At 67.8% G+C, this 20,722-nt stretch carries 16 protein-coding genes; 9 read left to right on the plus strand and 7 right to left on the minus strand.

Annotation, left to right across the window (positions count from 1 at the left end; translation table 11 throughout):
• Positions 1 to 81 precede the first annotated feature (81 nt).
• The 3 genes from BSF38_RS17050 (at position 82) to BSF38_RS17060 (ending at position 5,909) form a co-directional block, all read left to right on the plus strand.
• Complete coding sequence (locus BSF38_RS17050; protein ID WP_076347593.1) at positions 82 to 939, plus strand: YkgJ family cysteine cluster protein; 858 nt, start codon at positions 82 to 84, stop codon at positions 937 to 939.
• A gap of 135 nt (positions 940 to 1,074) precedes the next feature.
• Positions 1,075 to 2,136, plus strand: coding sequence for a toll/interleukin-1 receptor domain-containing protein (locus tag BSF38_RS17055; RefSeq protein WP_076347595.1), 1,062 nt, complete (start codon positions 1,075 to 1,077; stop codon positions 2,134 to 2,136).
• 278 nt (positions 2,137 to 2,414) lie between these two features.
• Positions 2,415 to 5,909 (plus strand): S41 family peptidase, encoded by a 3,495-nt coding sequence (locus BSF38_RS17060; protein ID WP_083713012.1) that lies wholly within the window; start codon positions 2,415 to 2,417, stop codon positions 5,907 to 5,909.
• 99 nt (positions 5,910 to 6,008) lie between these two features.
• Here the strand turns inward: BSF38_RS17060 and BSF38_RS17065 are convergent, their stop codons facing one another.
• The 7 genes from BSF38_RS17065 to BSF38_RS17095 form a co-directional block, all read right to left on the minus strand.
• The gene (locus tag BSF38_RS17065; RefSeq protein WP_237170495.1) at positions 6,009 to 6,389 is read right to left on the minus strand and encodes an ammonium transporter; all 381 of its coding nucleotides are present in this window, start codon (positions 6,387 to 6,389) and stop codon (positions 6,009 to 6,011) included.
• Positions 6,386 to 6,682 (minus strand): autorepressor SdpR family transcription factor, encoded by a 297-nt coding sequence (locus BSF38_RS17070; RefSeq protein ID WP_076347599.1) that lies wholly within the window; start codon positions 6,680 to 6,682, stop codon positions 6,386 to 6,388. The genes BSF38_RS17065 and BSF38_RS17070 overlap by 4 nt, the downstream gene beginning before the upstream one ends.
• A 188-nt stretch (positions 6,683 to 6,870) precedes the next feature.
• Entirely contained in the window at positions 6,871 to 8,352 is a 1,482-nt protein-coding gene (locus BSF38_RS17075; protein WP_076347601.1) for a DUF1501 domain-containing protein, read from the minus strand.
• A gap of 92 nt (positions 8,353 to 8,444) precedes the next feature.
• The gene (locus tag BSF38_RS17080; protein WP_076347603.1) at positions 8,445 to 9,260 is read right to left on the minus strand and encodes a DUF1223 domain-containing protein; all 816 of its coding nucleotides are present in this window, start codon (positions 9,258 to 9,260) and stop codon (positions 8,445 to 8,447) included.
• Between the two features lie 129 nt (positions 9,261 to 9,389).
• Positions 9,390 to 10,073 (minus strand): ribulose-phosphate 3-epimerase, encoded by a 684-nt coding sequence (gene rpe / locus BSF38_RS17085; RefSeq protein ID WP_076347605.1) that lies wholly within the window; start codon positions 10,071 to 10,073, stop codon positions 9,390 to 9,392.
• 58 nt (positions 10,074 to 10,131) lie between these two features.
• On the minus strand, positions 10,132 to 11,475 hold the full coding sequence (locus BSF38_RS17090; RefSeq protein ID WP_083713013.1) for a PP2C family protein-serine/threonine phosphatase: 1,344 nt from the start codon (positions 11,473 to 11,475) through the stop codon (positions 10,132 to 10,134).
• A 239-nt stretch (positions 11,476 to 11,714) separates the two neighbouring features.
• Positions 11,715 to 12,881: a serine hydrolase domain-containing protein gene (locus BSF38_RS17095; protein ID WP_076347607.1), complete on the minus strand. Its 1,167-nt coding sequence runs from the start codon at positions 12,879 to 12,881 to the stop codon at positions 11,715 to 11,717.
• Positions 12,882 to 13,191: 310 nt separating this feature from the next.
• On the opposite strand from BSF38_RS17095, the gene BSF38_RS17100 reads away from it, so the two are divergent.
• The 6 genes from BSF38_RS17100 (at position 13,192) to BSF38_RS17125 (ending at position 20,572) form a co-directional block, all read left to right on the plus strand.
• A complete protein-coding gene (locus BSF38_RS17100; RefSeq protein ID WP_145952185.1) occupies positions 13,192 to 14,952 on the plus strand; it encodes a cytochrome c peroxidase in 1,761 nt (586 codons plus the stop codon).
• Between the two features lie 129 nt (positions 14,953 to 15,081).
• Positions 15,082 to 16,761 (plus strand): RNA polymerase sigma factor, encoded by a 1,680-nt coding sequence (locus BSF38_RS17105; RefSeq protein WP_168189399.1) that lies wholly within the window; start codon positions 15,082 to 15,084, stop codon positions 16,759 to 16,761.
• A gap of 756 nt (positions 16,762 to 17,517) precedes the next feature.
• On the plus strand, positions 17,518 to 17,733 hold the full coding sequence (locus BSF38_RS17110) for a hypothetical protein (protein WP_076347611.1): 216 nt from the start codon (positions 17,518 to 17,520) through the stop codon (positions 17,731 to 17,733).
• 153 nt (positions 17,734 to 17,886) lie between these two features.
• Positions 17,887 to 19,020, plus strand: a complete 1,134-nt coding sequence (locus tag BSF38_RS17115) for a DUF1559 domain-containing protein (RefSeq protein ID WP_076347613.1) — start codon at positions 17,887 to 17,889, stop codon at positions 19,018 to 19,020.
• Positions 19,021 to 19,058: 38 nt separating this feature from the next.
• Positions 19,059 to 19,451 carry a hypothetical protein gene (locus tag BSF38_RS17120; RefSeq protein WP_076347615.1) on the plus strand — a complete coding sequence of 131 codons (393 nt, stop codon included), beginning with the start codon at positions 19,059 to 19,061 and terminating at the stop codon, positions 19,449 to 19,451.
• A 26-nt stretch (positions 19,452 to 19,477) separates the two neighbouring features.
• Entirely contained in the window at positions 19,478 to 20,572 is a 1,095-nt protein-coding gene (locus BSF38_RS17125; protein ID WP_145952186.1) for a hypothetical protein, read from the plus strand.
• The last annotated feature ends 150 nt before the right edge of the window (positions 20,573 to 20,722 follow it).

Consider the following 20,722-nt stretch of genomic DNA (forward strand, 5'->3'; position numbering starts at 1 on the left):
TCGGTCGTGGGCTGCTTCGACGCTCATCCGGGAAATCACGGTCGAAGATCCCGGAGAGTCGAAGCCGAAAGGACGTCGTCCATGCAGCGCGAACCCGAGGTCGATCCCCGGATGGCGACGGTCGACATGACCCTCGACGGCGAGGGCTGGCGGTTTCGGGCCCGGATGACGGTCCCGACGGGCCCTTCCCGTCCCGATGACCTCCTGCCGTTGGCCCGAGCCCTCTCGGACGCCATGGTCGGCGAGACGGTCCGGGCCGTCGAGCGGTCGGGGGAGTGCATCTCCTGCAAAGCGGGCTGCGGCGCCTGCTGCCGGCAGCTCGTGGCCATCTCGGAGGTCGAGGCCCGTCGCATCGCGGGGGTTGTGGAGCGGCTCCCCGAGCCGCGGCGGTCCGCGATCCGCGCCCGCTTCGCCGAGGCGCGTCGCCGGCTGGACGAAGCCGGGCTGTTGCACGACCTCCAGGACACGGAGACGGTCACCGACGCCGGCTACGGGGCCCTGACCACCGCCTATTTCGCGGAGCGGATCGCGTGCCCGTTCCTGGAGGAGGAGTCCTGCTCCATCTATGAGGAGCGCCCCATCACCTGCCGGGAATACTTGGTGGCCTCGCCCGCGGAGAATTGCTCCCGGCCGACCCCGGAGAATATCCGACGCGTCAAGATCCTGATGCCGGTCTTCAACGCGGTCGCCCGCTGGCAGGTCCCTCCCTCGGAGCACTTCCTCGAAAGATGGGTCCCCCTGATCCTGGCGCCGGAGTGGGCCGAGGATCACCCCGACGACGCGCCGCCCCGGCCGGGGCTGGACCTGCTGCGCGCGTTGCTCGACAACCTGGCGGGGAGTGGGGATCCCCCCGGCGAGGTTGAAGGAGGGGCTGACGACCCCTCGGACGGCCCCGAACACCGAGATGAGCCCGGAGAAGAGGCGAGCGAGGCCCCGTGATCCCGGCCGACTCCCGACCGGGCCTCAAGGCGTGCCTTCGGACCTCCGGAGCCCGGGCGGATGGAACGCTGGATCGGCGACGGGTAGGATCGGTTCGACTATTCCGATTCCCTGCCAACCATTCGAGGCGGCGTCATGGATCGCGACGAGGCGTTGAGGCTGCTCACTGGCGGCGAGGAGGGCGTCCGCAAGTGGAATGAGCATCGTCAGGTCGGCGGTGAGATTCCAAGTCTCGTTGGCGCCGACCTCCGCGAGGCCGACCTCCGCAGGGCCAACCTCTTCAGGGCCGACCTCAGCAGGGCCGACCTCGTCGGGGCCAACCTCCGCGTGGCCAGCCTCATGGGGGCCAACCTCCGCAGGACCGACCTCCGCGAAGCCTACCTCACCGGGGCCGACCTCCGCGGGGCCGACCTCCGCTGGGCCAGCCTCAGCAGGGCCAACCTCGTCGAGGCGCACCTCGTCGGGGCCAACCTCAGCAGGGCGCACCTCGTCGGGGCCGACCTCAACAGGGCTTTTTTTCAAGGCTCCATATGCCGTAGCACCAATTTCGCCAACTTAGACCTCTCCGAAGCCCAAGGCCTGGACGAGACTGTTCATCACGGCCCCAGCTCCGTCGGCGTGGACACCCTCTTTGCATCAAAGGGTCGGATTCCCGAAGCGTTCCTCAAGGGATGTGGTGTTCCCGAAGCCCTCATCGTCCAGTTGCCCTCGCTGATCGGGTCCATGAATCCAATCCAGTTCTACTCGTGCTTCATCAGCCATAGTTCGGCCGACAAGGAATTCGCTCGCAGGCTGCACTCTCGGATGGTCCAGGAGAACTTGAGGGTCTGGTTCGACGAGGTCGATATGCGGTCGGGCAAGAAGATCCACGAGCAGATCGACGAGGCGATCCGGCTCTACGATCGACTCCTGCTCGTCCTGTCGCCGAACAGCATGAACAGCGAGTGGGTCAAGACCGAGCTTCGCAAGGCGTTCAAGATCGAGAAGCGGGAAGGTAAGAGGAAGTTGTTCCCCGTCGGGCTGGCGCCGTATTCCGCTATGCGGGATTGGGAGTGTTTCGACGCGGACCATGGCAAAGACCTGGCCGTCGAGGTCCGGGAGTACTTCATCCCCGATTTTTCCAACTGGAAGGACCACGACGCATTCGAGGCCCAGTTCGGCAGGCTCTTGCGGGATCTGAAGTCTGAGGCGACCTAGCCGAGAGCGCCAGGCCGCCTCGTCGCGTACCTCCGCTCGGCGATCCGCGCTATTCGATTTTGACAGCCAGGCGGCAAGCCTTCTCGCCGTTCTCATCCCGGGGCTTCCATCGCGGAATGTCGCGAGCAACGCCCGCGTCGACTACCGCCCCCGGTCGATCCTTGGTTCGCGGCTCTGGTCTCAAGAGCTTCGGGGAGTTAGCCTGGATTCCGGCGCTGCGAGGTCTCGGCGTGGGGAGCGGAGCGTCGGGGACGTCAGCGAGGACCAGGAGGCGGACGATGCGGCGCGGAGCGTTCGGAAGGTTGTCGTGGATCGTGGGCGTGCTCGCGGTCCTGGTCTCATCAGCGTCTGTGGTCGGGGCCGTCGATCCCGGCGACGCGCGGCTGCTGTCTTCGCCGGCGATCACGGCGGGCAAGATCGCGTTCGTGTACGCCGACGACGTCTGGACGGCCGACGCCGACGGCTCGCGGCCGCGCCGGCTGACGTCGCACCCGGGCGAGGAGAGCCGGCCGAAGTTCTCGCCCGACGGCAAGACGGTCGCGTTCACGGCGTCGTACGACGGCAATCTCGACGTCTATTCGATCCCCGTCGACGGCGGCGAGCCGACCCGTTTGACCTGGCACCCCGGCGACGACGTCGTCCGCGGCTTCACGCCCGAGGGGGACGTCCTGTTCACCTCGCAGCGCTCGGTCTTCTCGCGCCGGCATTCGCAGTTCTTCACCGTGCCGGCGAAGGGGGGCGTCCCCAAGCAACTGCCGATCCCCAGCGGCGACATGGGGGCGATCTCGCCCGACGGCGCGTTCCTCGCCTACACGCCGCTGGGGGAGCGGTTCCGCCAGTGGAAGAACTACCGGGGGGGGACGGCGTCGCGGATCTGGGTCCTCAAGCTCGCCGACCTGTCGCACGTCGAGATCCCCAAGCCGGACGGCGGCGCGAACGACACGATGCCGTCGTGGATCGGCTCGACCATCTACTTCCTGTCCGACCGCGACGGCGAGTTCAACGTCTACTCGTACGATCCCAAGACCAAAGAGGTCGCCCGGCGGACCAACCATAAGGACTTCCCGGTCGAGACCGCCTCGACCGGCGCGGGCAAGGTGATCTACGACCAGTCGGGCTACCTGTACGTCTACGACCCCGAGACCGGCCAGGCGACGCGGCTCAAGATCGCCGCCGCCGCCGACCTCGCCGAGACCCGCCCGCGCCGCGTCAGCGACCCCAAGCTCGTCCGCTCGGTCGACGTCTCGCCGACCGGCAAGCGCGCGGTGCTGGAGTATCGCGGTGAAGTCGTCACCGTCCCCGCCAAGAAGGGGGACCCGCGCAACCTGTCGCAGACCCAGGGCGCGCACGAGCGGTCGCCGGTGTGGTCGCCCGACGGCAAATCGATCGCGTACTTCAGCGACGCCTCGGGCGAGTACGCCCTGCACGTCCGGCCGCAGGACGGCAAGGGCGAGGCCAAGGCGTTCGCGCTCAAGGGGGCGGGCTTCTACGAGCAGCCGGTGTGGTCGCCCGATTCCAGGAAGATCGCCTTCGTCGACAACGCGCGGACGCTGTCGTGGATCGACCTCGATTCGGGAGCGGTCAAGCGGGTCGCCGCCGAACCGGTCTACAGCCCGATCAAGACCATGAGCGCGAGCTGGTCGCCCGACTCGAAGTGGCTGGCCTACACGGTCAGCACCAAGGTCGGCATCACGACGGTCTGGCTCTACTCGCTCGACCAGGACAAGGCCGTTCCCCTCACCGACGGTCTCGCCGAGGCCGGCGAGCCGGTCTTCGACGCCGGCGGCAAGTACCTCTATTTCCTCGCCTCGACCGACGCCGGACCCGTCAAAAATTGGTTCGATCAGTCGATCACCGACATGCCCGTCACCTCCTCGCTCTACCTGGCCACGCTCCAGAAAGCCACGCCCAACCCATTGCTCAAAGAGAGCGACGAGGAGGGCGTCGACCCGGCCAAGGATAAAGACAAGGAGACTGAGAAGGACGAGGCCAAGCCCGACGCCTCGAAGGAGAAGGAGGCCGTCAAGCCGGCCGAAGTCGCCAAGCCGGCCGAGGCCGCCAAGGCCGCCAAGCCCGAAGAGGTCGCGAAGGCCAAGGAGCCCGAGAAGGACAAGGACAAGAAGGACGCGGCGGCGGCTCCGAAGCCGGTGAAGCCGACGGTGATCGAGCTGGAGAACATCGCCGATCGGATCATCGCGCTGCCGGTCGAATCGGGCATGCTCTCGGACCTGGCGGCCGGGGCCGAGGGGCAGATCTATTACATCCGGCGGCCCGAGGCGCGGCCGGCGCGCGACGACGGCGGGCTCGGCAAGCCGACGCTCCGCCGGTTCGACTTCAAGACCCGCGAAGACCAGGCGCTCGCCGAGGGGATCGGCGGCTACCGGGTGTCGGCCGACCGTAAGAAGATCCTTTATCGGGCCGACGACGTGATCGGGATCGTCGACGCCGGCAAGTTCACCAAGGGGGACGGCGCGATCGCGGCGGTCGGCGCCGTGTCGATCGCCATCGACCCCCGGGCCGAGTGGGCGCAGATCTTCCGCGAGGCCTGGCGGATCAACCGCGATTACTTCTACGCCCCCAACATGCACGGGGCCGACTGGAACGCCGTCCGCGCCAAGTACGAGGCGTTCCTGCCCCACCTCGCGACCCGGGGCGACCTCAACCGCGTGATCCGGTCGATGCTCAGCGAGCTGTCGGTCGGCCACAGCTACCTGTTCGGCGGCGACCGGCTGTACGAGCCCAAGAACGTCCCCGTCGGCCTGCTCGGGGCCGATTACGAGGTCGCCGACGGCCGGTTCAAGTTCAAGACGATCTACGGCGGCGCCTACTGGGACCCCTCCCTCCGCGCTCCGCTGAACGCGCCCGGGGTCGACGTCAAGGTCGGCGATTACCTGCTGGCGGTCGACGGCAAGGACGTGAAGGCCGACGCCGAGGTCTACAAGCACTTCGAGCAGACCGTGGGACGGCGGATCGAGCTGAAGGTCGGACCCAAGCCCGACGGCGTGGGCGCCCGCACGGTCGTCGTCGAGCCGATCGCCGACGAGGGCCCGCTCCGCAACCGCGCGTGGGTCGAGGGGAACCTCCGCAAGGTCCACGAGCGGACGAAGGGGCGCGTGGCGTACATCTACGTCCCCAACACGGCGGGCCAGGGGTACTCGTACTTCAAGCGTTACTTCTTTCCCCAGGCTGACAAGGACGCCGCGATCATCGACGAGCGGTTCAACGGCGGCGGCCAGGTCGCCGACTACTACATCGACCTCCTCCGCCGCCCGGTGGTGAGCTACTGGGCGACCCGCCACGGCGAGCCCCTGCGCACGCCCAACGCGGCGATCCCCGGACCCAAGGTGATGATCATCGACGAGACCGCCGGCTCCGGCGGCGACATGCTCCCCTGGATGTTCCGCAAGTTCAACCTCGGCCCGCTCGTCGGCAAACGGACCTGGGGGGGCCTGGTCGGCATCCTCGGGTTCCCGGTCCTCATGGACGGCGGCGGCGTCACCGCGCCCGACCTGGCGATCTTCACCGAGGACGGCTGGATCGTCGAGAACGAAGGCGTCGCCCCCGACGTCGACGTCGAACAAGACCCCGCCGCTGTCGCCGCCGGCGCCGACCCGCAGCTCGACAAGGCCATCGACATGGCCCTCGAAGCCCTCAAGAAATCCCCGCCCCCCGCGCGCCCCAACCGCCCCGACGACCCCGTCCGCGTCCGCCGCGCGCCGGCCGCCGTCGCGCCCGCGCCTGCCGCTCCGGCCACGGCTCCTGCGGCGAAATGAGGGATCTCCGGGTGGCCCGGGTTCGAGCCCGAACCCGTTCCATCCGCCGATCGGCGACCTTCAGGCCGCGCGGCTGGCGAGCCTCGAAGAAAGCCTGAATTAGACGGCTTTCGGCTTGGCCCGCCGCGACAGGCAATAGCCGAGCGTCACCGCTACTCCCGCCAGGACCGCGCCGCTCCCGACCGTCGCGGCCACCGGGATCGGCGCGAACGCCCACAGGCCGGCATAGACGAGCCCGCTCAGCACCATGGACCAACTCGCGACCCGCCTGGCCTGGCCGGCGCTGGCGGGGACCCGGACCAGGACCATGGCCTTGGGCATCCGGTTGCCGTACCAGACCATCCAGAGCCCGATAACGCCGGTGACCAACCGTGTGACCGTGTCGCGGTCGATATAGCCCAGCTTGTGCGCGAAGATCGCGCCAAGCGCCAGGGCCATCATGCCGCCGGCCCAGACGAGACATGCCGTCAGTTCCTTCATCGTGTGATCTCCTTCTTGGGCTCCGGCGCCTCCGCGCCCAGGCCGAACGAATGGACGAAGCCCAGCAGCGCCTCTTCGAGCACCGAGAGCTTCAGGTGATAGATGATGGACTTGCCGACCTTCTCGGCGTGCACCAGGTCGGCCTCCTTCAACACCGCGAAGTGCGCCGACATCGTCGGCTTGGAGAAGTCGAACTGGTCGCTGAGCTCGCCCGCGCTCATCGGCCCCTTGCGGAGCAGCAGCAGCACGCGGCGGCGTGTCGGATCGGAAAGGGCTTTGAATACCTTGCTCATGATTCGACAGTAAGCTAATCGACGAAATGTGTCAAGGGCGGGCATTCGCGCCGCGCGCCGGCAGCCGTCGCGCCCGCTGCGAAAGAGCGAGGTGGATGCGAGCCTCGGCCTTCCACACGGGTTCGGACGAACCGAGTCCGTGCCACCCATGACCTTGCCATTATGGATTGGACGGGGAGGGCCGCCCGTCAGGCCAGAACGTCCTTGACGACGTTGCCGGAGACGTCGGTGAGGCGGTAGTAGCGGCCCTGGTGCTTGAAGGTCAGGCGCTCGTGGTCGATGCCGAGCAGCGCGAGGATCGTGGCGTGGAAGTCGTGGACGTGGACGGGGTTCTCGGCGACGTTGTAGCCGAAGTCGTCGGTCGCGCCGAAGGTGAAGCCCGGCTTGATCCCGCCGCCGGCCGCCCAGATGGTGAAGCAGCGGGGGTGGTGGTCGCGGCCGTAGTCGGTCGGGGTCAGCTTGCCCTGGCTGTAGTTCGTCCGGCCGAACTCGCCCCCCCAGAGGACCAGGGTGTCGTCGAGCATCCCGCGCTGCTTCAGGTCGCGGATGAGCGCGGCACAGCCGTGGTCGGTCTCCTTGGTCAACTGGCGGATGCCGCCCGGCAGGCCGCCGTGGTGGTCCCAGCCGGGATGGTAAAGCTGGATGAACCGCACCCCGCGTTCGGCCAGCCGCCGGGCCAGGAGGCAGTTGGCGGCGAAGCTGCCGGGGTTGCGCGCGTCGGGTCCGTAAAGGTCGTAGATATGTTCCGGCTCGCTGGCGATCCCGGCGACCTCGGGGACCGAGCTTTGCATCCGGTACGCCATCTCGTACTGGGCGATCCGCGCGTTGACGGCCGGGTCGAGCGCGGCGTCATACTCGATCTGGTGCAGCTCGCGGAGCCGGTCGAGCATCTTCCGGCGCGAGGCCGACGACACGCCCGGCGGGTTCTCCAGATACAGCACCGGCTCGGCCCCCGCGCGGAACTGCACCCCCTGGTGGATCGAGGGCAAAAAGCCGTTGCCCCAGAGCCGCGAGTACAACGGCTGGTCGACCGGCCGCTTGCTGATCAGGACGCAGAACGTCGGCAGGTTCTGGTTGGCCGAGCCCAGCCCGTAGCTCAGCCACGAGCCCATCGACGGCCGGCCGGCGATCTGCGAGCCGGTCTGGAAGAACGTGATCGCCGGGTCGTGGTTGATCGCCTCGGTGTAGAGCGACCGGATGAAGCACAGCTCGTCGGCGACCTTCGCCGTCTGCGGCAGCAGGTCGCTGACCCACGCGCCCGAAGCGCCGTGGCGGGCGAACGGGAAGATCGACCCGGCCAGCGGCAAGGTCGCCTGGTTGGACGACATCCCAGTCAGCCGCTGGCCGTTGCGGATCGAGTCCGGCAGGTCCTTGCCGTTCATCTGGTTCAGCAGCGGCTTGTGGTCGAACAGGTCGAGCTGCGACGGGCCGCCGCTCATGAACAGGTAGATCACCCGCTTGGCCTTGGGCGCGAAATGCGGCTGGGCCAGCACCCCGCGATACGCCGGATCGATCGCGTCGACCGGCTTCGAACGATCGGCCCCCCGCGCCGGCGTCGTTAGCGACTCGCCCATCAGGCTCGCCAGCGCCGCGCCTCCCAGCCCGAGGCTGGTCCTCGAAAAGAAGTGCCGCCGATTCCCGCGCAGTCCGGGGTCGTTCAGGAAGTCCATGAGCGCTCGCCTCGCTGTTGGGGGAGGGCGAAAAGGGGTCGAGGCCGGACTTCCAGCTTAACCACTAGCTGCGCTCGGAGGAAGACGAGGCGTCAACGCGACCCGGTCGATCGCCAGGGGAAGTCGGCGGCCTGGTGAACCACGCCCGTCTTCTTGTCCTGGACGAACACGGCGAGCCGAAGCTTCTCGCGCTTCCATGAAGGCTCGATGATCAACGGGAACCGTTGCGTCGCCGGCGACTTGCCGTCGAGCTCGATGAACTCGTATTTCGTCAGCCGAGCCGGGTAGCGCGCGACGAGCGATTTGCCCGCGTTCTCGCCCGAGGGGACGTTGGTGGTCACGCCGTCCTCGCGGAGCACGGCGCAGACCAGGAGCGGCGTCTTCTCGACCCGCGTCGACCGGCTCGACACCGTGATCGCGGCCATTCCCGTGAGCCCGTCCGGCTTGACGTCGAGTGCGACGTCGAGCCCCACGCCGGGCTTCTTCGCCAGCGCCTTGCGGATCGCCGCCTCGGCCCCGGTGGGGTCCCGGCCGTTGACCGACTGCTCGCCGTCGATCATCAACATCGGCGTGTAGTAAAGGCCGTACTCGGCGTTCTTGGGCTTCTTGTAGAGTTCGTTGTACGTCGCCTGCCGCTGGCTGTAGAGCGGGTCGGAGAACACGTCCTTCCACGGGTCGTTAAAGTAGTCGACGTGGAAGGCGATCGGCACGATGCGCTCGTTCTTCTCGCCGAGTGCCCCGAGGATCTTCTCGGCCGTCGGGCACATGTCGCACCCCTGCGAGGTGTACAGCTCGACGAGCACCATCCGCTTCGAGCCGTCCGGCTCATCGGCCCCCTCGGCCCGACCCAGGCCGAACGCGATCAACAACGGCGCCGCCAGCGCAAGGAACTTCGTCCGACGACGCATGAAGAAGACTCCCTTCCCAATCGCCACGCACGCACGATTCGCGACGGCGAGGATTTTGAGGATTACGACGGCCGCTCATAAGACGACCCTCGCCGCCCGCATATTCGCTCGTCGCCGCTCACGGCGCCGTCAACCGCCGACCGATCCGGCCAAACGGCGGAGGCCGGCGGTGGGGCCGTCGGGGGCGCCGTAGATGGACGAGCCGGCGACGAAGACGCGCGCGCCGGCGGCGATCAGGCGGGGGGCGGAGTCCTGGTCGACGCCGCCGTCGACTTCCAGCTCGCAGTCGGGATTCACCGAGTCGATCATCCGGCGGATCGCGGCGATCTTGGCGAGGGTGCCGGGCAGGAACGACTGGCCGCCGAAGCCCGGGTTCACGGTCATCGCCAGGACGAGGTCGAGTTCGGGGAGAATCTCCTCGAGCATGACCGCCGGGGTCGCCGGGTTGATCGCCACGCCGGCCTTGCGCCCGAGCTTTTGGATATGCTGAATCGTCCGGTTGAGGTGCGTCGCCCCCTCGACGTGGACGATCAGCGAATCGGCGCCGGCCTCGGCGAAGGCGTCGAGGAAGTCGTCGGGCTTGGCGATCATCAGGTGGACTTCCAGCGGCAGCCTCGTGACGGGTCTCAGCCACTTCACCAGCACCGGGCCGAACGTGATGTTGGGGACGAAACAGCCGTCCATCACGTCGACGTGAATCCGATCCGCGCCGGCCGCCTCGACCTCCTTCACCTGCTCGGCCAGCCTCGACAGGTCGGCCGAGAGGATGGACGGGGCGATCTTGATGGCGCTGTCGGCGTTTCGAGGGATCATCGCGGGTGAGGCTCCAGGTTCCGTCGTCGAGGTTAAAAGCGTGAAGGATGCTCGCGCGTCAGGAGATCTTGGCGACGAGCAGGGTCTGGTCGTCGTGCGGGTCGAGGTTATCGGTGAACCGGCTGATGCCCGCGACGATGGCGTCGACGATCTGCGAGGCCGACATGTTGCAGCCGGCGAGGATGCCGTCGAGCCGATCGGAGGTGAACTGCTCGCTCTTGCCGTTCATGGCTTCGGTGATGCCGTCGGTGTAGAGCACCAGGATGTCGCCGGGGCTGAAGGTCACCTTCGACTCGGCGTATTCGAGGTCCTCGAACAGCCCGAGCGGCGGCCCGCCGACGTCTTCGATCGAGAGCACGACGCCCTGCGAGCACTTGCGGAGCCGGGGCGGGTTGTGCCCGGCGCAACTGTAGGTGAACTCGCGCTTCGCCGGGTCGTAAATGCCGTAGAACGCGGTGACGAATACCTCGTTCTCGGCGGTGTACTGCGACGCGAGCCGCTGGTTGACGTGCTTGAGCAGGGCGGACGGCGGGTCGGGGCTGCCGGGGTGTCCGTGGGTGAGGCTGTGGAGGATCGCCATCATGACGGCGGCGGGGGTGCCGTGGCCGCTGACGTCGGCGATCAGGAAGCCCCAACGGCCGCCGGGAAGCTCAAAGAAGTCGTAGTAGTCGCCGCCGGCCCACTGCGAGGTCCGGTAGTACGTCGCCAGCTCGACGCCGGGGATCTTGGGGAGCGTCTTGGGCAGCAGCGAGCGCTGGATGTCGGCGACGACCCGCAGCTCGCGGTCGACGATCTCGTAGGCGCGCTTCAACTCCTCGCTGAGGACGAGGTTCTGGGTGGCGCGGCCGAACAGGCTGCTGAGCCAGACGCGCTCGGGGAACTTGTCGCGCTCCCACGCGCCGGGCTCTTTCCGCAACGTCACGACCATGTTGAGCCCGACGCCGCGGTCGAAATGGGGGACCGCCATGAGCGATCGGAAGCCGTTGAGGTATTCGAACGCCGGGTCGTCGGGCGAGAGCAGCGGGGTGATGTCGTCGATGATCCGGGGTTCGTCGCCGTAGAGCAGGTCGCCGAGCAGGCCCCCTTCAAGGAGCGGGAGCAGTTCCTTCTGCTTCCACGGGTCGATGGTCTCGGTCCAGGTGCTCGACCGGGTGATCCGGTACTTGGGGAACTCCAGCCCCCGGCGGCTGAGCGAGATCCAGCGATCCGACGGCATCATCTGGCGGACCCGCCGGCCGTAGCCGGCGACCATGGCCTGCGGATCGGTGTGCGTGCTCATCTCACGCATCGTCTCGGTGATCGCCGCCAGCCGCTCCAGCCAGTCTTCCGGGGCCGTGGCGGCGATCGCCGGCCCGGCCTCAATCGCTTGGGCCGACACGGCCGGGCTTTCGGTGGGAGTCATGGGGTGTTCTCGCATCGGGCGATCAAGCTCGTGATTCAAACGGTCCACATCGCACCATTCTACACGCTGAGTCGAGAAGGAAAGAATCCCGACGGTCGTCGGCGTCGTCCGACTGGGGAGGTTTCGAGGCGGTTGGGCCGCGAATGGACAATAAGACAGACCGTCGCGAGCATGCCTTCTCCCACAAGGGGAGAAGGGAATTCGGCTTCAGCCTGTCCGCCACCCATCAACAAACATCGCTAATCCGCGCGCCGCTTATACAGGTCCTCGGCGACGGCCCGGAGGGCGGCCTCGGCGCGCGGACCGCCGATGTTGGTGAGCACCACAAGGGCGAAATCGCGTTGGGGATTGATCCAGATGTGCGCGAGGTTCTTGGTGTTGGAGCCGCCGTGGTAGAGCAGGGGCTCCTTCGACCAGGGGACGGTCATCTCGCCCATGCCCAGGCCGTAGCGGCCCAGGGCCGGGGTGCCGGGAGGGGCGTCTTTCTTGGCCGGAATCGTGACGGCCATCGCGTGCAGTTTGGCGAGCGTGTCGGGCTTCACCAGGGCCGGCCCGCGCTTGCCGCCGCCGGCGTGCCATCCGGCCCATCGGGCGAAGTCGAGCGCCGACATGTGCGCGGTCCCGGCCGGGCCGATGACGAGCGGGTTGTCGCCGTTCGGGCCGGCGAGGAACGCCTTCACCTTGCCGTCGACCTCGACGTGGCCGAGCGGCGCGTCGACCCGGCCGACCGTGCTCTGCGGGCCGAGGCCCGCCGTCTTCAGGCCGAGCGGTTCGAAGACGCGCTCCGTCACCAACTCCTCCCACGTCTTGCCCGCGATCCGTTCGACGGCCGAACCCGCGAACAGGTAATTCATGTTCGCATAGGCGAATTTCTCGCCGGGCTTCGCCGCGAGCGGTCGCTTCGCGTACTCGCGGACGATCCCGTAGCGCAGCTCGTCGAGATTGCCGTCTTGAGTCAGCGATCCGCCGAGCAGCTTATCGAACGCCTCGTCGTCGCCCGGGACGCCGCTGGTGTGCGACAAGAGCTGCGTCAGCGTCACCGTCCTCAGGCGGGCGTCCATCGTACCGGCCAGCTCCGGGAAGAGTTCGGCGACGGTCGAATCCCATCGCAGCTTCCCCTCGTCGACGAGCATCCCGGCCAGGAGCGCGGTCATCGCCTTGGTGTCGGACCCCAGGTGGAACCGATCGTCGCGCGTCACCGGAATGTCGGCCCCGACCCGCCGCGTGCCGACCGCCCCCGACGCGACGATCACGCCGTCTTTGATCACGGCGGCCGCCAGCGCGGGGACCTTGTGCCGCTCAAGATGCGGCGTCAGGATCGCGTCGAGCGATTCCCCCTCGCCGCCGCGCGACGGCGTCCCCGACACGAGACTCAATGCCAGAATCAACGCGGCGTGTGGCTTCATGACGTGGCCCTTGGGAAACGAGAGCGGTTCGCGTTTGGATTGCACACACCCGGTGTGCGCCGGAGGCCCGTATTACCGTAGGGGCGCCCCTTGTGGGTGCCCGAATCGCGAGGGCGATCCTGTTTTCCAACGTGGATCGGGCACCCACAAGGGGCACCCCTACGTGCGCATCCCCAAAAGTAAACGCGCTAGGTGGTCGGTTCCTCGAACCATGATACGACTCGCCGAGGGTCTTCGGGGAGTGTTATGCTATCATGAAATCGGGTCGGACCGGCTTCCCCGCCCGCCGAATGCTGAGGAGCGAGCGCTCATGACTTTTCGCGGTATGTGGACCTTCGGGCTGGCCGTCTGCGTGATGGTCCCGACCTTGACGTTCGGCGCAGAGGCCCGGCTCCGGAAGCCGGAGGCGTTGATCCTCGTCGACGGCGGGACCCGCTTGCTGACGGCCAATCGAGGCGCCGGAACGATCTCGATCGTCGACGTCGAGTCGAGACGCGTCGCGGCCGAGGTGAACGTCGGGCGCGGGCTTGCCGACCTCAAGGAGCTTCCGGGAGGGCGGTGGCTGCTGGCCGTCGATCAGGCGGCCGGCGAGCTGGTGCTGGTCGAGCGCCAGGGCGATGTGATCCGCCGCGCGTCGGCGACGCCCGTCGCATCGGACCCGGCGCGGGTGGTGGTCGGGGCCGACGGCCTGCGCGCGGTGGTCGTCTCGCGATGGTCGCGGACGCTGACGTTTCTGGCGTGGGACCGGCCCGCCTCGCCTGAGGTTCCGCCGGCCGTCCGCGTGGTTTCGACGCTCGCGCTCCCTTTCAGTCCGCTCGACGCGGCGGCCGTCCCGGGGGGCTCGCCCTCGCTGCTGGTGGTCGCCGACGCGTTCGGCGGCCGGCTCGCCCTGATCGATCAGGACGCGCCGGCGATCGTCTCGGACTGGAACTTGCCGGGGCACAACCTCCGATCGCTGAGGTTCTCGCCCGACGGCCGGACCCTGGCCTTGCTCGGCCAGTTCGTCAACCCCGTGAACCGGACGACGTTCGACGACATCCACTGGGGCTTTCTGGCCCACAGCGAGATGCAGACGTTCCGCCTGGACGACCTGCTCACGCCCGGCGTCGACGTCGAGACCCTCCTGGAGAACGGCCGGGCCGCGACCATCGGCAACGTCGGCAGCGGGTCGGCCGACCCGTCGAGCTTCGCGTTCGGGCCGGGCGGCGTGCTCGTCGTCGCGCTGGCCGGCACGGACGAGGTCGCGACGGCCCTCGGCCTCGGCCGGCCGTACAAGCGGCAGAGCGTCGGCCGGCGGCCCTCGGCCCTGGCCCTCAGCCTCGACGGACGGACGGCGTACACGGCCGATGCGCTCGACGACGCGATCTCGATCGTCGATCTGGCCGACCGCAAGGTCGCCGCGCCGATCGTGCTGGGGACGCGCCCGGAGCCGACGCTTGTCGAGGAGGGCGAGCGGCTGTTCACGAGCGCCCGGATCGGCCGGGAAGGCTGGATGAGCTGCCATACCTGCCACACCGACGGCCACACGGCGGGGGTGCTCGTCGACACGATGACCGACGGCTCGTACGGCGCGGCCAAGCAGACGCCGACCCTGCTCGGCGTCGACCGGACCGGCCCCTGGACCTGGCTCGGCCGCATCGACCGTCTCGAAGACCAGGTCCGCAAGTCGATCACGACCACCCTGCGCGGGGCCGACCCGACCGACCGCCAGGTCGACGCCCTCACCGCCTACCTCCGCACCCTCGAACCGCCCAAGCCCGTCGTCGCGACCGCGCCCGCCGAAGCCGTCGCGCGCGGCCGCGCCGTGTTCGCGTCCCACGACTGCGCCTCCTGCCACGCCGCGCCCGAATACACCACCCCGAAAACCTACGACGTCGGCTTGACCGACGCCGTCGGCTCCCGCGCCTTCAACCCCCCCTCGCTCCGCGGCGCCTCCCGCCGCGCGACGTTCCTCCACGACGCCTCCGCCCGCTCCCTCCCCGACGTCTTCCAGAGCATCCAGCACCCCGCCGGAACCGTCCTCACCCCCGCCGAGATCGCCGATCTGGTCGCGTTCCTGGAGAGCTTGTGAGCTTCGAAGGTTTGAAGTTCCAAAAAAGTTGGGGCGATCGGAGGCTCGGGCGGACACTATTCATCGCGGGACGAGGTCGTGAGACTCGCGCCCAGCGCTGTGACGACCGGACGAGGAGGCCGGGCTCTGGTGAACCCATCATCTTCGACCGTCTTGAAGCACCTGACCACCTTGTTCCAGGTTGGGACGACGGCGGGGCAGACCGACGGTTTCTTGCTGGATCGATTTCGTAGCGGGCCGGCCGACGAGGCCGAGGCGGCGTTCGCCGTGCTGGTGGAGCGGCACGGGCCGATGGTGTTCCAGGTCTGCCGGCGAATCCTTGGGGATCGTCACGACGCCGAGGACGCCGCGCAGGCGGTGTTCCTGGTGCTGGCCAGGCAGGCGCGTTCGATACGGCGGACGGATTCGGTCGCGAGTTGGCTCTACGGCGTCGCCGCGCGGGTCGCGGCCCGGGCGCGACTCGACGCCGCGCGGCGCCGGTTGCTTGAGCGTCGGGGCGCGGAGACGGCGACGGCGATCCGGGACGCCGTACAACGCGATGGGGATGGCTTAGAGACCTGGCCGGAGCTTTGTCAGGAACTGGATCGGCTCCCCGAGCGATTCCGGCTGCCGATTCTCCTCTGCCACCTGGAAGGCCTGACTTACGAGCAGGCCGCCCAGCAAATCGGCTGCCCGGTCCGTACGGTCCAATCCCGGCTGGCCCGGGCCCGCGAGCGACTGCGCGATCGGCTGACCCGTCGCGGCCTGGGCGCGGGCCCGGCGGTCGCGTCCCTCGCCGCCGTCTTGAACCCGGACGCCGCATCTGCGGTCGTCTCCGAGAGCTGGAAGCACCTCACGGTGCAGGCGGCGACCCGCTACGCAGCGAGCGGAGTCTCGGCCGCCATGGTCCCCGCCACGGTCGCTGCACTGGCCGAAGGAGCTTCGAGAGCCATGCACTTGCATCGTCTGATGAGATGGACGGCGGCCCTGTTGTTGATCGGCGTCGCCGTGAGTGGCGCGGGGGTGGGGATGCTGGCGAGGTCGGCGCCGCCGGAGCCCGGGCGTCGCATCGATCCGGCCCCGAACGACGATCGATACCGCGCATCGTTCAAGAACGGCGCGACGATCGAGGTGGTCGGGGTTTCCACGGTTCCCACCGGCCCGAACACCTGGTGGAAGCCCGACGGCTCCCCGCTCGCCGAGGCGCCTATCGACGCGATCGAGCGCCTGGCCGGCGGCCGCCACCAGAACGGCGAGGCGCGAGTGGTCTTGCTGCGCGTGTCCGGGGTGAAGAAAGTGGACATGTTCCGCTGGCATCCGACCCCTACCGCCTCCTACTGGGGCGGTCGCCCCAGGAAGAACGGCCAGGACATACCGGATTTGCAGTATTACGAGGCCGTGTTCCGCGATCGGACGGATTGCGAGGTCGAGGCGAGGCTCGCCGACGGTGCTTGGAAGACCGAAGTCGCGAACGACGGCAAGGGGGGCGTCGGCACATTCGTCAACGGCCACAAGTTCAGCTTCGGCAGGGCTCGCCCCTATGAGGCCCATGGCCGATCGATGACGGTCTTTTCGGTCGCTCACAACTTCTTCGAGCAGGACAGGCGCATCGTCGCGGTCGATCGAGATGGCAAGCAACACGCCGCCGTCTCTTATTCGTCAGGGTCCGACGGCGACAAAAAATGGGTGATCGACCTGATCGACGCCGAATTCCCCCTGCCGCCGGACCAGATCCGGGAATACCAGGTCCAGTTCCGCCCCTTAGAAGAAGTCGAGATCAAGGACGTCGCTCTCAACCCGCGCTCGGCCGACCCCGGCGCCGCCCGGTAACATCCCACAAGGCGATCGTTCCGGATGACTGCGACAAAGTCGAGTCCGGCGGGGGAGCGCTCACCCCGCCGGCCCGCGGTAGGCGCGAGCGCCGTTGGGTTTGAAACGCCACCTGATCGGAATGGACCCGGACCGGCGCTGAGAATCGCCTGGCTCACGAGCAGAATCGAGCCGCGCATCACAGGCCGCCCTTCCTCTCGGCGTCGATCGGGTCGAGCGATCTCGCCTCCGATCTCTTGGAGATTCGCCTGGTTCCGACCCCGGTCCACCCACTCGGGACGCCGGGTTTCCAGAATCGTGAGCTAGGCTTGCGGCGGAGAGGCGAACCCGGGGGGGGCGAATGGGAACGGCATGAAGTTTGCGGGGAATCCGCTGTCCGGCAATCAAGCCTCCAGAATCCGATCCTGCGCTGTTTGGTTGTAGGGAATGCGCCGGGTTTGTCGTGTTGTGTGCGAGCTTCCGTCACGATTCGCGCTCGGAAGTCGTCATGTTGGAGACACATTCTAAGTAGAGGACGGCGCGTCGAAGAGCCGTTGCGTGAAGGTAGGTTGCGGGAATATTGAAGAAAGCGTAAAGAATTAGGACGATCGGGCGGCGGCACGTCGCTTCTATCGAGGAGGGGGAGAAGTCGAGGGGGGGGGCCGACGCGGCATTGGCTGGCGGCTCGGACGCGTTGAAGGCGGCGACGGAACGGTCTGCGCGATCGATTGGGATCGGCGAGCGACCCATTGAGACGAGAACAGGAGGGTTTCCGACATGCGTCAGCTTGGAGATTTCGCGGCCTGGCTGGGATTGATCCTGGTCGTGCTGGGCGTGGTCTACTACACGCCGAAGCTGGTGGAATACGTGAGCGACGATTCGGCCTCGCGGCCCAGAGTCTCGGTCGCCGCGCGACCGCCGGGCCCCCTGTCGGCGAAGCGCAACATGGCGATGCATCATACGAGGTTCGATCGCTCCACACGCTCGGACTGACACGACCCGACACGACGTGGAATGAACCCCGCCGGCTCTTTTGAACTTCCTTGCATCATCTCGGAGTCTTCATAAAGTCTGAATGCGTGACGGGTAGCCTGACTCATCGAATATTGGCGACAGACGTTTCCAAGACGAGTTGAGTCCACTCATATGAGCGTTTCCCGTACGCGTTCGCTTCGTTCCGCGTTCACGCTGATCGAGCTGCTGGTGGTGATCGCGATCATCGCCGTCTTGATCTCGTTGCTCTTGCCCGCGGTGCAGTCGGCGCGCGAGGCGGCGCGCCGGGCTCAGTGCGTCAACAACCTCAAGCAGATCGGCCTCGCGTTCCACAACTACGAGAGCAGCGTGGGGGCGTTCCCTCCGACGACGATCCTGGTCCCGGCGCCGACCGGCGCTCCGGGAAGCTGGGCGTTCGAGTCGTCGTGGAGCGCCTTCGCGCGGTCGGCTCCGTTCTGGGAGCAGGGGAACTTCTACAACTCGATCAATTTCAGCCTCACCTACAGCAAGCCCCCCAACACGACGGTGGCCAACACGCCGCTCTCGATGCTGTTCTGCCCAAGCGATCCGGGCCAGCACATCGACGACGCGACGATGGGGAGCACGGGGTACGGGACGACCAGCTACGGCACCTGCGACGGCGACTGGTACGTCTGGTCGGTGAACTGGGGGGCGACCAACTCGGTCGGCCCGATGAACCGCTCGCTGTTCGGGCCGAACTTCGCCCGCAAGATCGCGTCGGTGACCGACGGCCTGAGCAACACGCTGATGGCCTCGGAAGGGACGATCGGCCACGCCCAGATGCGGGGCTGCCTCAGCACCCCGACCGTGCCGTCGGACTCGACCGCCGGGACCTGGAGCCCGACGAACGTCCCCGCGCCGGGCGCCGCCTCGATCCAGGCGCTCAACGAGCTGATCGGGTCGTGCGGCGCAACCAAGATCAAGGCGGGCGGTCCGATCGGCCACACCCGATGGTGCAATGGCGGCGTCTACTACTCGGGCTTCACCACCGCCATGACCCCCAACCCCGGGGTCAAGGCGCTCAGCAAGGCGATCGGGTTCACCGGCGGCGGCCAGATGCTCGAGATGGATTGGGACTCGACCGACGAGAACGACGGCGGTCCCACCTACATGTCGCTCGCCGCGACCAGCAAGCACTCCGGCGGCGTTACCGCGCTGATGGCCGACGGCAGCGTCCGGTTCGTCAAGAGCACGATCAACGCCGCCACCTGGCGGGCCCTCGGCTCCATCGCCGGCGGCGAAGTCGTCTCAGCCGACGCGTACTGAGCGAGCGATCGTCGTCTTCCTGAAACCGGGCCATCCTCATGATTCTCGATCGTCGCGCGGCGATGCTCGCCGCTCTGCTCTTGCCGTTCGCCGGTTCCGGCTGCGGCGGCGTTCCGGAAGCCGCCGCGAAGCTCTCGACGACCGTGCCGGTCCAAGGCAAGGTGACTTACAAAGGTAAGCCTTTGACCCACGGGACGGTCGTCTTCGAGCCCGACGCCGGCCGCGAGGCCCACGGCGAGATCGGGCCCGACGGCGGCTACACGCTTTCCACCTTCAAGGCAGGCGATGGCGCCGTCGCCGGCAAGCACCGGATCTCGATCTCGGGTCTGAACAAGAAAGACCTTCCGCTCAAATACCACGCGCCCAGCTCCTCGGCGATCGAGTTCGAGGTCGGCGCCGACAAGTCCGATTACCCCATCGACCTCAAGTGAGGCGCCCCGCGCCAGGGATGAACACCGTGACGACGACTCCTTCGCATTGGCTTTTGGGTCTGGGGCTCGCGATCTGTCCCTGGCTCGCCGGCGCAGCCCCGGCCGGCGAGGTCCTGGTCAAGCCGATCACGTTCCCGGCCGCCTTTCACGATCGGGCCGAAGCGTCGGGCGCTCTGGAACCGCTCGACCGCGTCCTCGAAGCGTCGGCCGTCGAGCCGATCGGCGACGGCCGGCTCGTTCTGATCGCCCATGACAAGAAGGTTCCGCTCCGCGTGATCGAGACCGCCACAGGCCGGCCGGTCGGCGCCCCGCTGGTCAGCCCGAGGTTTCCCGAGGAGACCCCGAAATCCTCGAAGTGGGAGGCCATGGCGAAGGATTCCGACGGGACCTTCTACGTGGTGGGTTCACACTCGGGGAAGACCGACGACGAGCGGAGTCAGCACGCGAAGCTGTTCCGCTTCCGGCTGGCCGAGGCCGGCGCCCCGACGATCGACGACGGCTCGGTCGCCTCGTGGCGGCTCGACGCCGCCTTGATCCAGTCCCTGCGATCTCTGGGCCTTTCGCAAACCGCCGTCGACCAGCGCAAGATCGAAGGGCTGGCGATCCGCGAGACCGTGTCCGAGGCCGCCGGCAAGCCGCGTCGCGAGCTGGTGATCGGCCTTCGGCAACCGGACGACCTGGTGCGGGCGTTCGCGGCCGATCTTTCCGCCAACCCGGCCGAGGCCGTCGAGTTGTCGCTGGCTCCGCTGTTCGCCTTCGAGCCGGGAACGCGCGAAGGCGTGCGGTCGCAGCTCACCTCGCTGGAATACCTGCCCGCGTGGAAGGGATTCCTGGTGGTCACGACGACCGAGGACGAGCTGAACGCCTTCCACGGCAACACGCTCTGGTTCGTCGCCGACGATCGGATCGCCGAGGCCAAGGGCGCGCCGGTGCAGGCCGAAAAGCTCTGGGTCTTCGAGGCGGCCATGAAGGCGGAAGGGCTCTGCATCCTGCCGACGGCCGCCGCTGATTCGAGCACGGTCCGGCTCTTGATCGTGTACGACAACGACGCCCACGCGACCCACATCCCCAGCCGCTTTCAGGTCGTCGAGCTGACGCGGACCTCGCGCTCCGCGTTCTGAAGCCGGGTCGGGGCGTCGGTGTTGATCTTAAGATACGGCTGGTCCTGCCCGCGCTGATCAATCGCATCAGCGCGATCCATCGCCCGTCCGGGCCGTAGGACTGCGTGCGACTCGCCGGCTCTCCGCATCCTTCGGAGGCTGGAGAGTTGC

Origin of the sequence: Paludisphaera borealis, assembly GCF_001956985.1 — a bacterium.
GTDB classification, from domain to species: Bacteria; Planctomycetota; Planctomycetia; order Isosphaerales; family Isosphaeraceae; genus Paludisphaera; species Paludisphaera borealis.

Bases quoted from the DNA above. Each gene is read 5' to 3' on its own strand.
- BSF38_RS17050 (WP_076347593.1), top strand. From the start codon at position 82: ATGCAGCGCGAACCCGAGGTCGATCCCCGGATGGCGACGGTCGACATG.
- BSF38_RS17055 (WP_076347595.1), top strand. From the start codon at position 1,075: ATGGATCGCGACGAGGCGTTGAGGCTGCTCACTGGCGGCGAGGAGGGC.
- BSF38_RS17060 (WP_083713012.1), top strand. From the start codon at position 2,415: ATGCGGCGCGGAGCGTTCGGAAGGTTGTCGTGGATCGTGGGCGTGCTC.
- BSF38_RS17065 (WP_237170495.1), bottom strand. From the start codon at position 6,389: ATGAAGGAACTGACGGCATGTCTCGTCTGGGCCGGCGGCATGATGGCC.
- BSF38_RS17070 (WP_076347599.1), bottom strand. From the start codon at position 6,682: ATGAGCAAGGTATTCAAAGCCCTTTCCGATCCGACACGCCGCCGCGTG.
- BSF38_RS17075 (WP_076347601.1), bottom strand. From the start codon at position 8,352: ATGGACTTCCTGAACGACCCCGGACTGCGCGGGAATCGGCGGCACTTC.
- BSF38_RS17080 (WP_076347603.1), bottom strand. From the start codon at position 9,260: ATGCGTCGTCGGACGAAGTTCCTTGCGCTGGCGGCGCCGTTGTTGATC.
- rpe (WP_076347605.1), bottom strand. From the start codon at position 10,073: ATGATCCCTCGAAACGCCGACAGCGCCATCAAGATCGCCCCGTCCATC.
- BSF38_RS17090 (WP_083713013.1), bottom strand. From the start codon at position 11,475: ATGACTCCCACCGAAAGCCCGGCCGTGTCGGCCCAAGCGATTGAGGCC.
- BSF38_RS17095 (WP_076347607.1), bottom strand. From the start codon at position 12,881: ATGAAGCCACACGCCGCGTTGATTCTGGCATTGAGTCTCGTGTCGGGG.
- BSF38_RS17100 (WP_145952185.1), top strand. From the start codon at position 13,192: ATGACTTTTCGCGGTATGTGGACCTTCGGGCTGGCCGTCTGCGTGATG.
- BSF38_RS17110 (WP_076347611.1), top strand. From the start codon at position 17,518: ATGCGTCAGCTTGGAGATTTCGCGGCCTGGCTGGGATTGATCCTGGTC.
- BSF38_RS17115 (WP_076347613.1), top strand. From the start codon at position 17,887: ATGAGCGTTTCCCGTACGCGTTCGCTTCGTTCCGCGTTCACGCTGATC.
- BSF38_RS17120 (WP_076347615.1), top strand. From the start codon at position 19,059: ATGATTCTCGATCGTCGCGCGGCGATGCTCGCCGCTCTGCTCTTGCCG.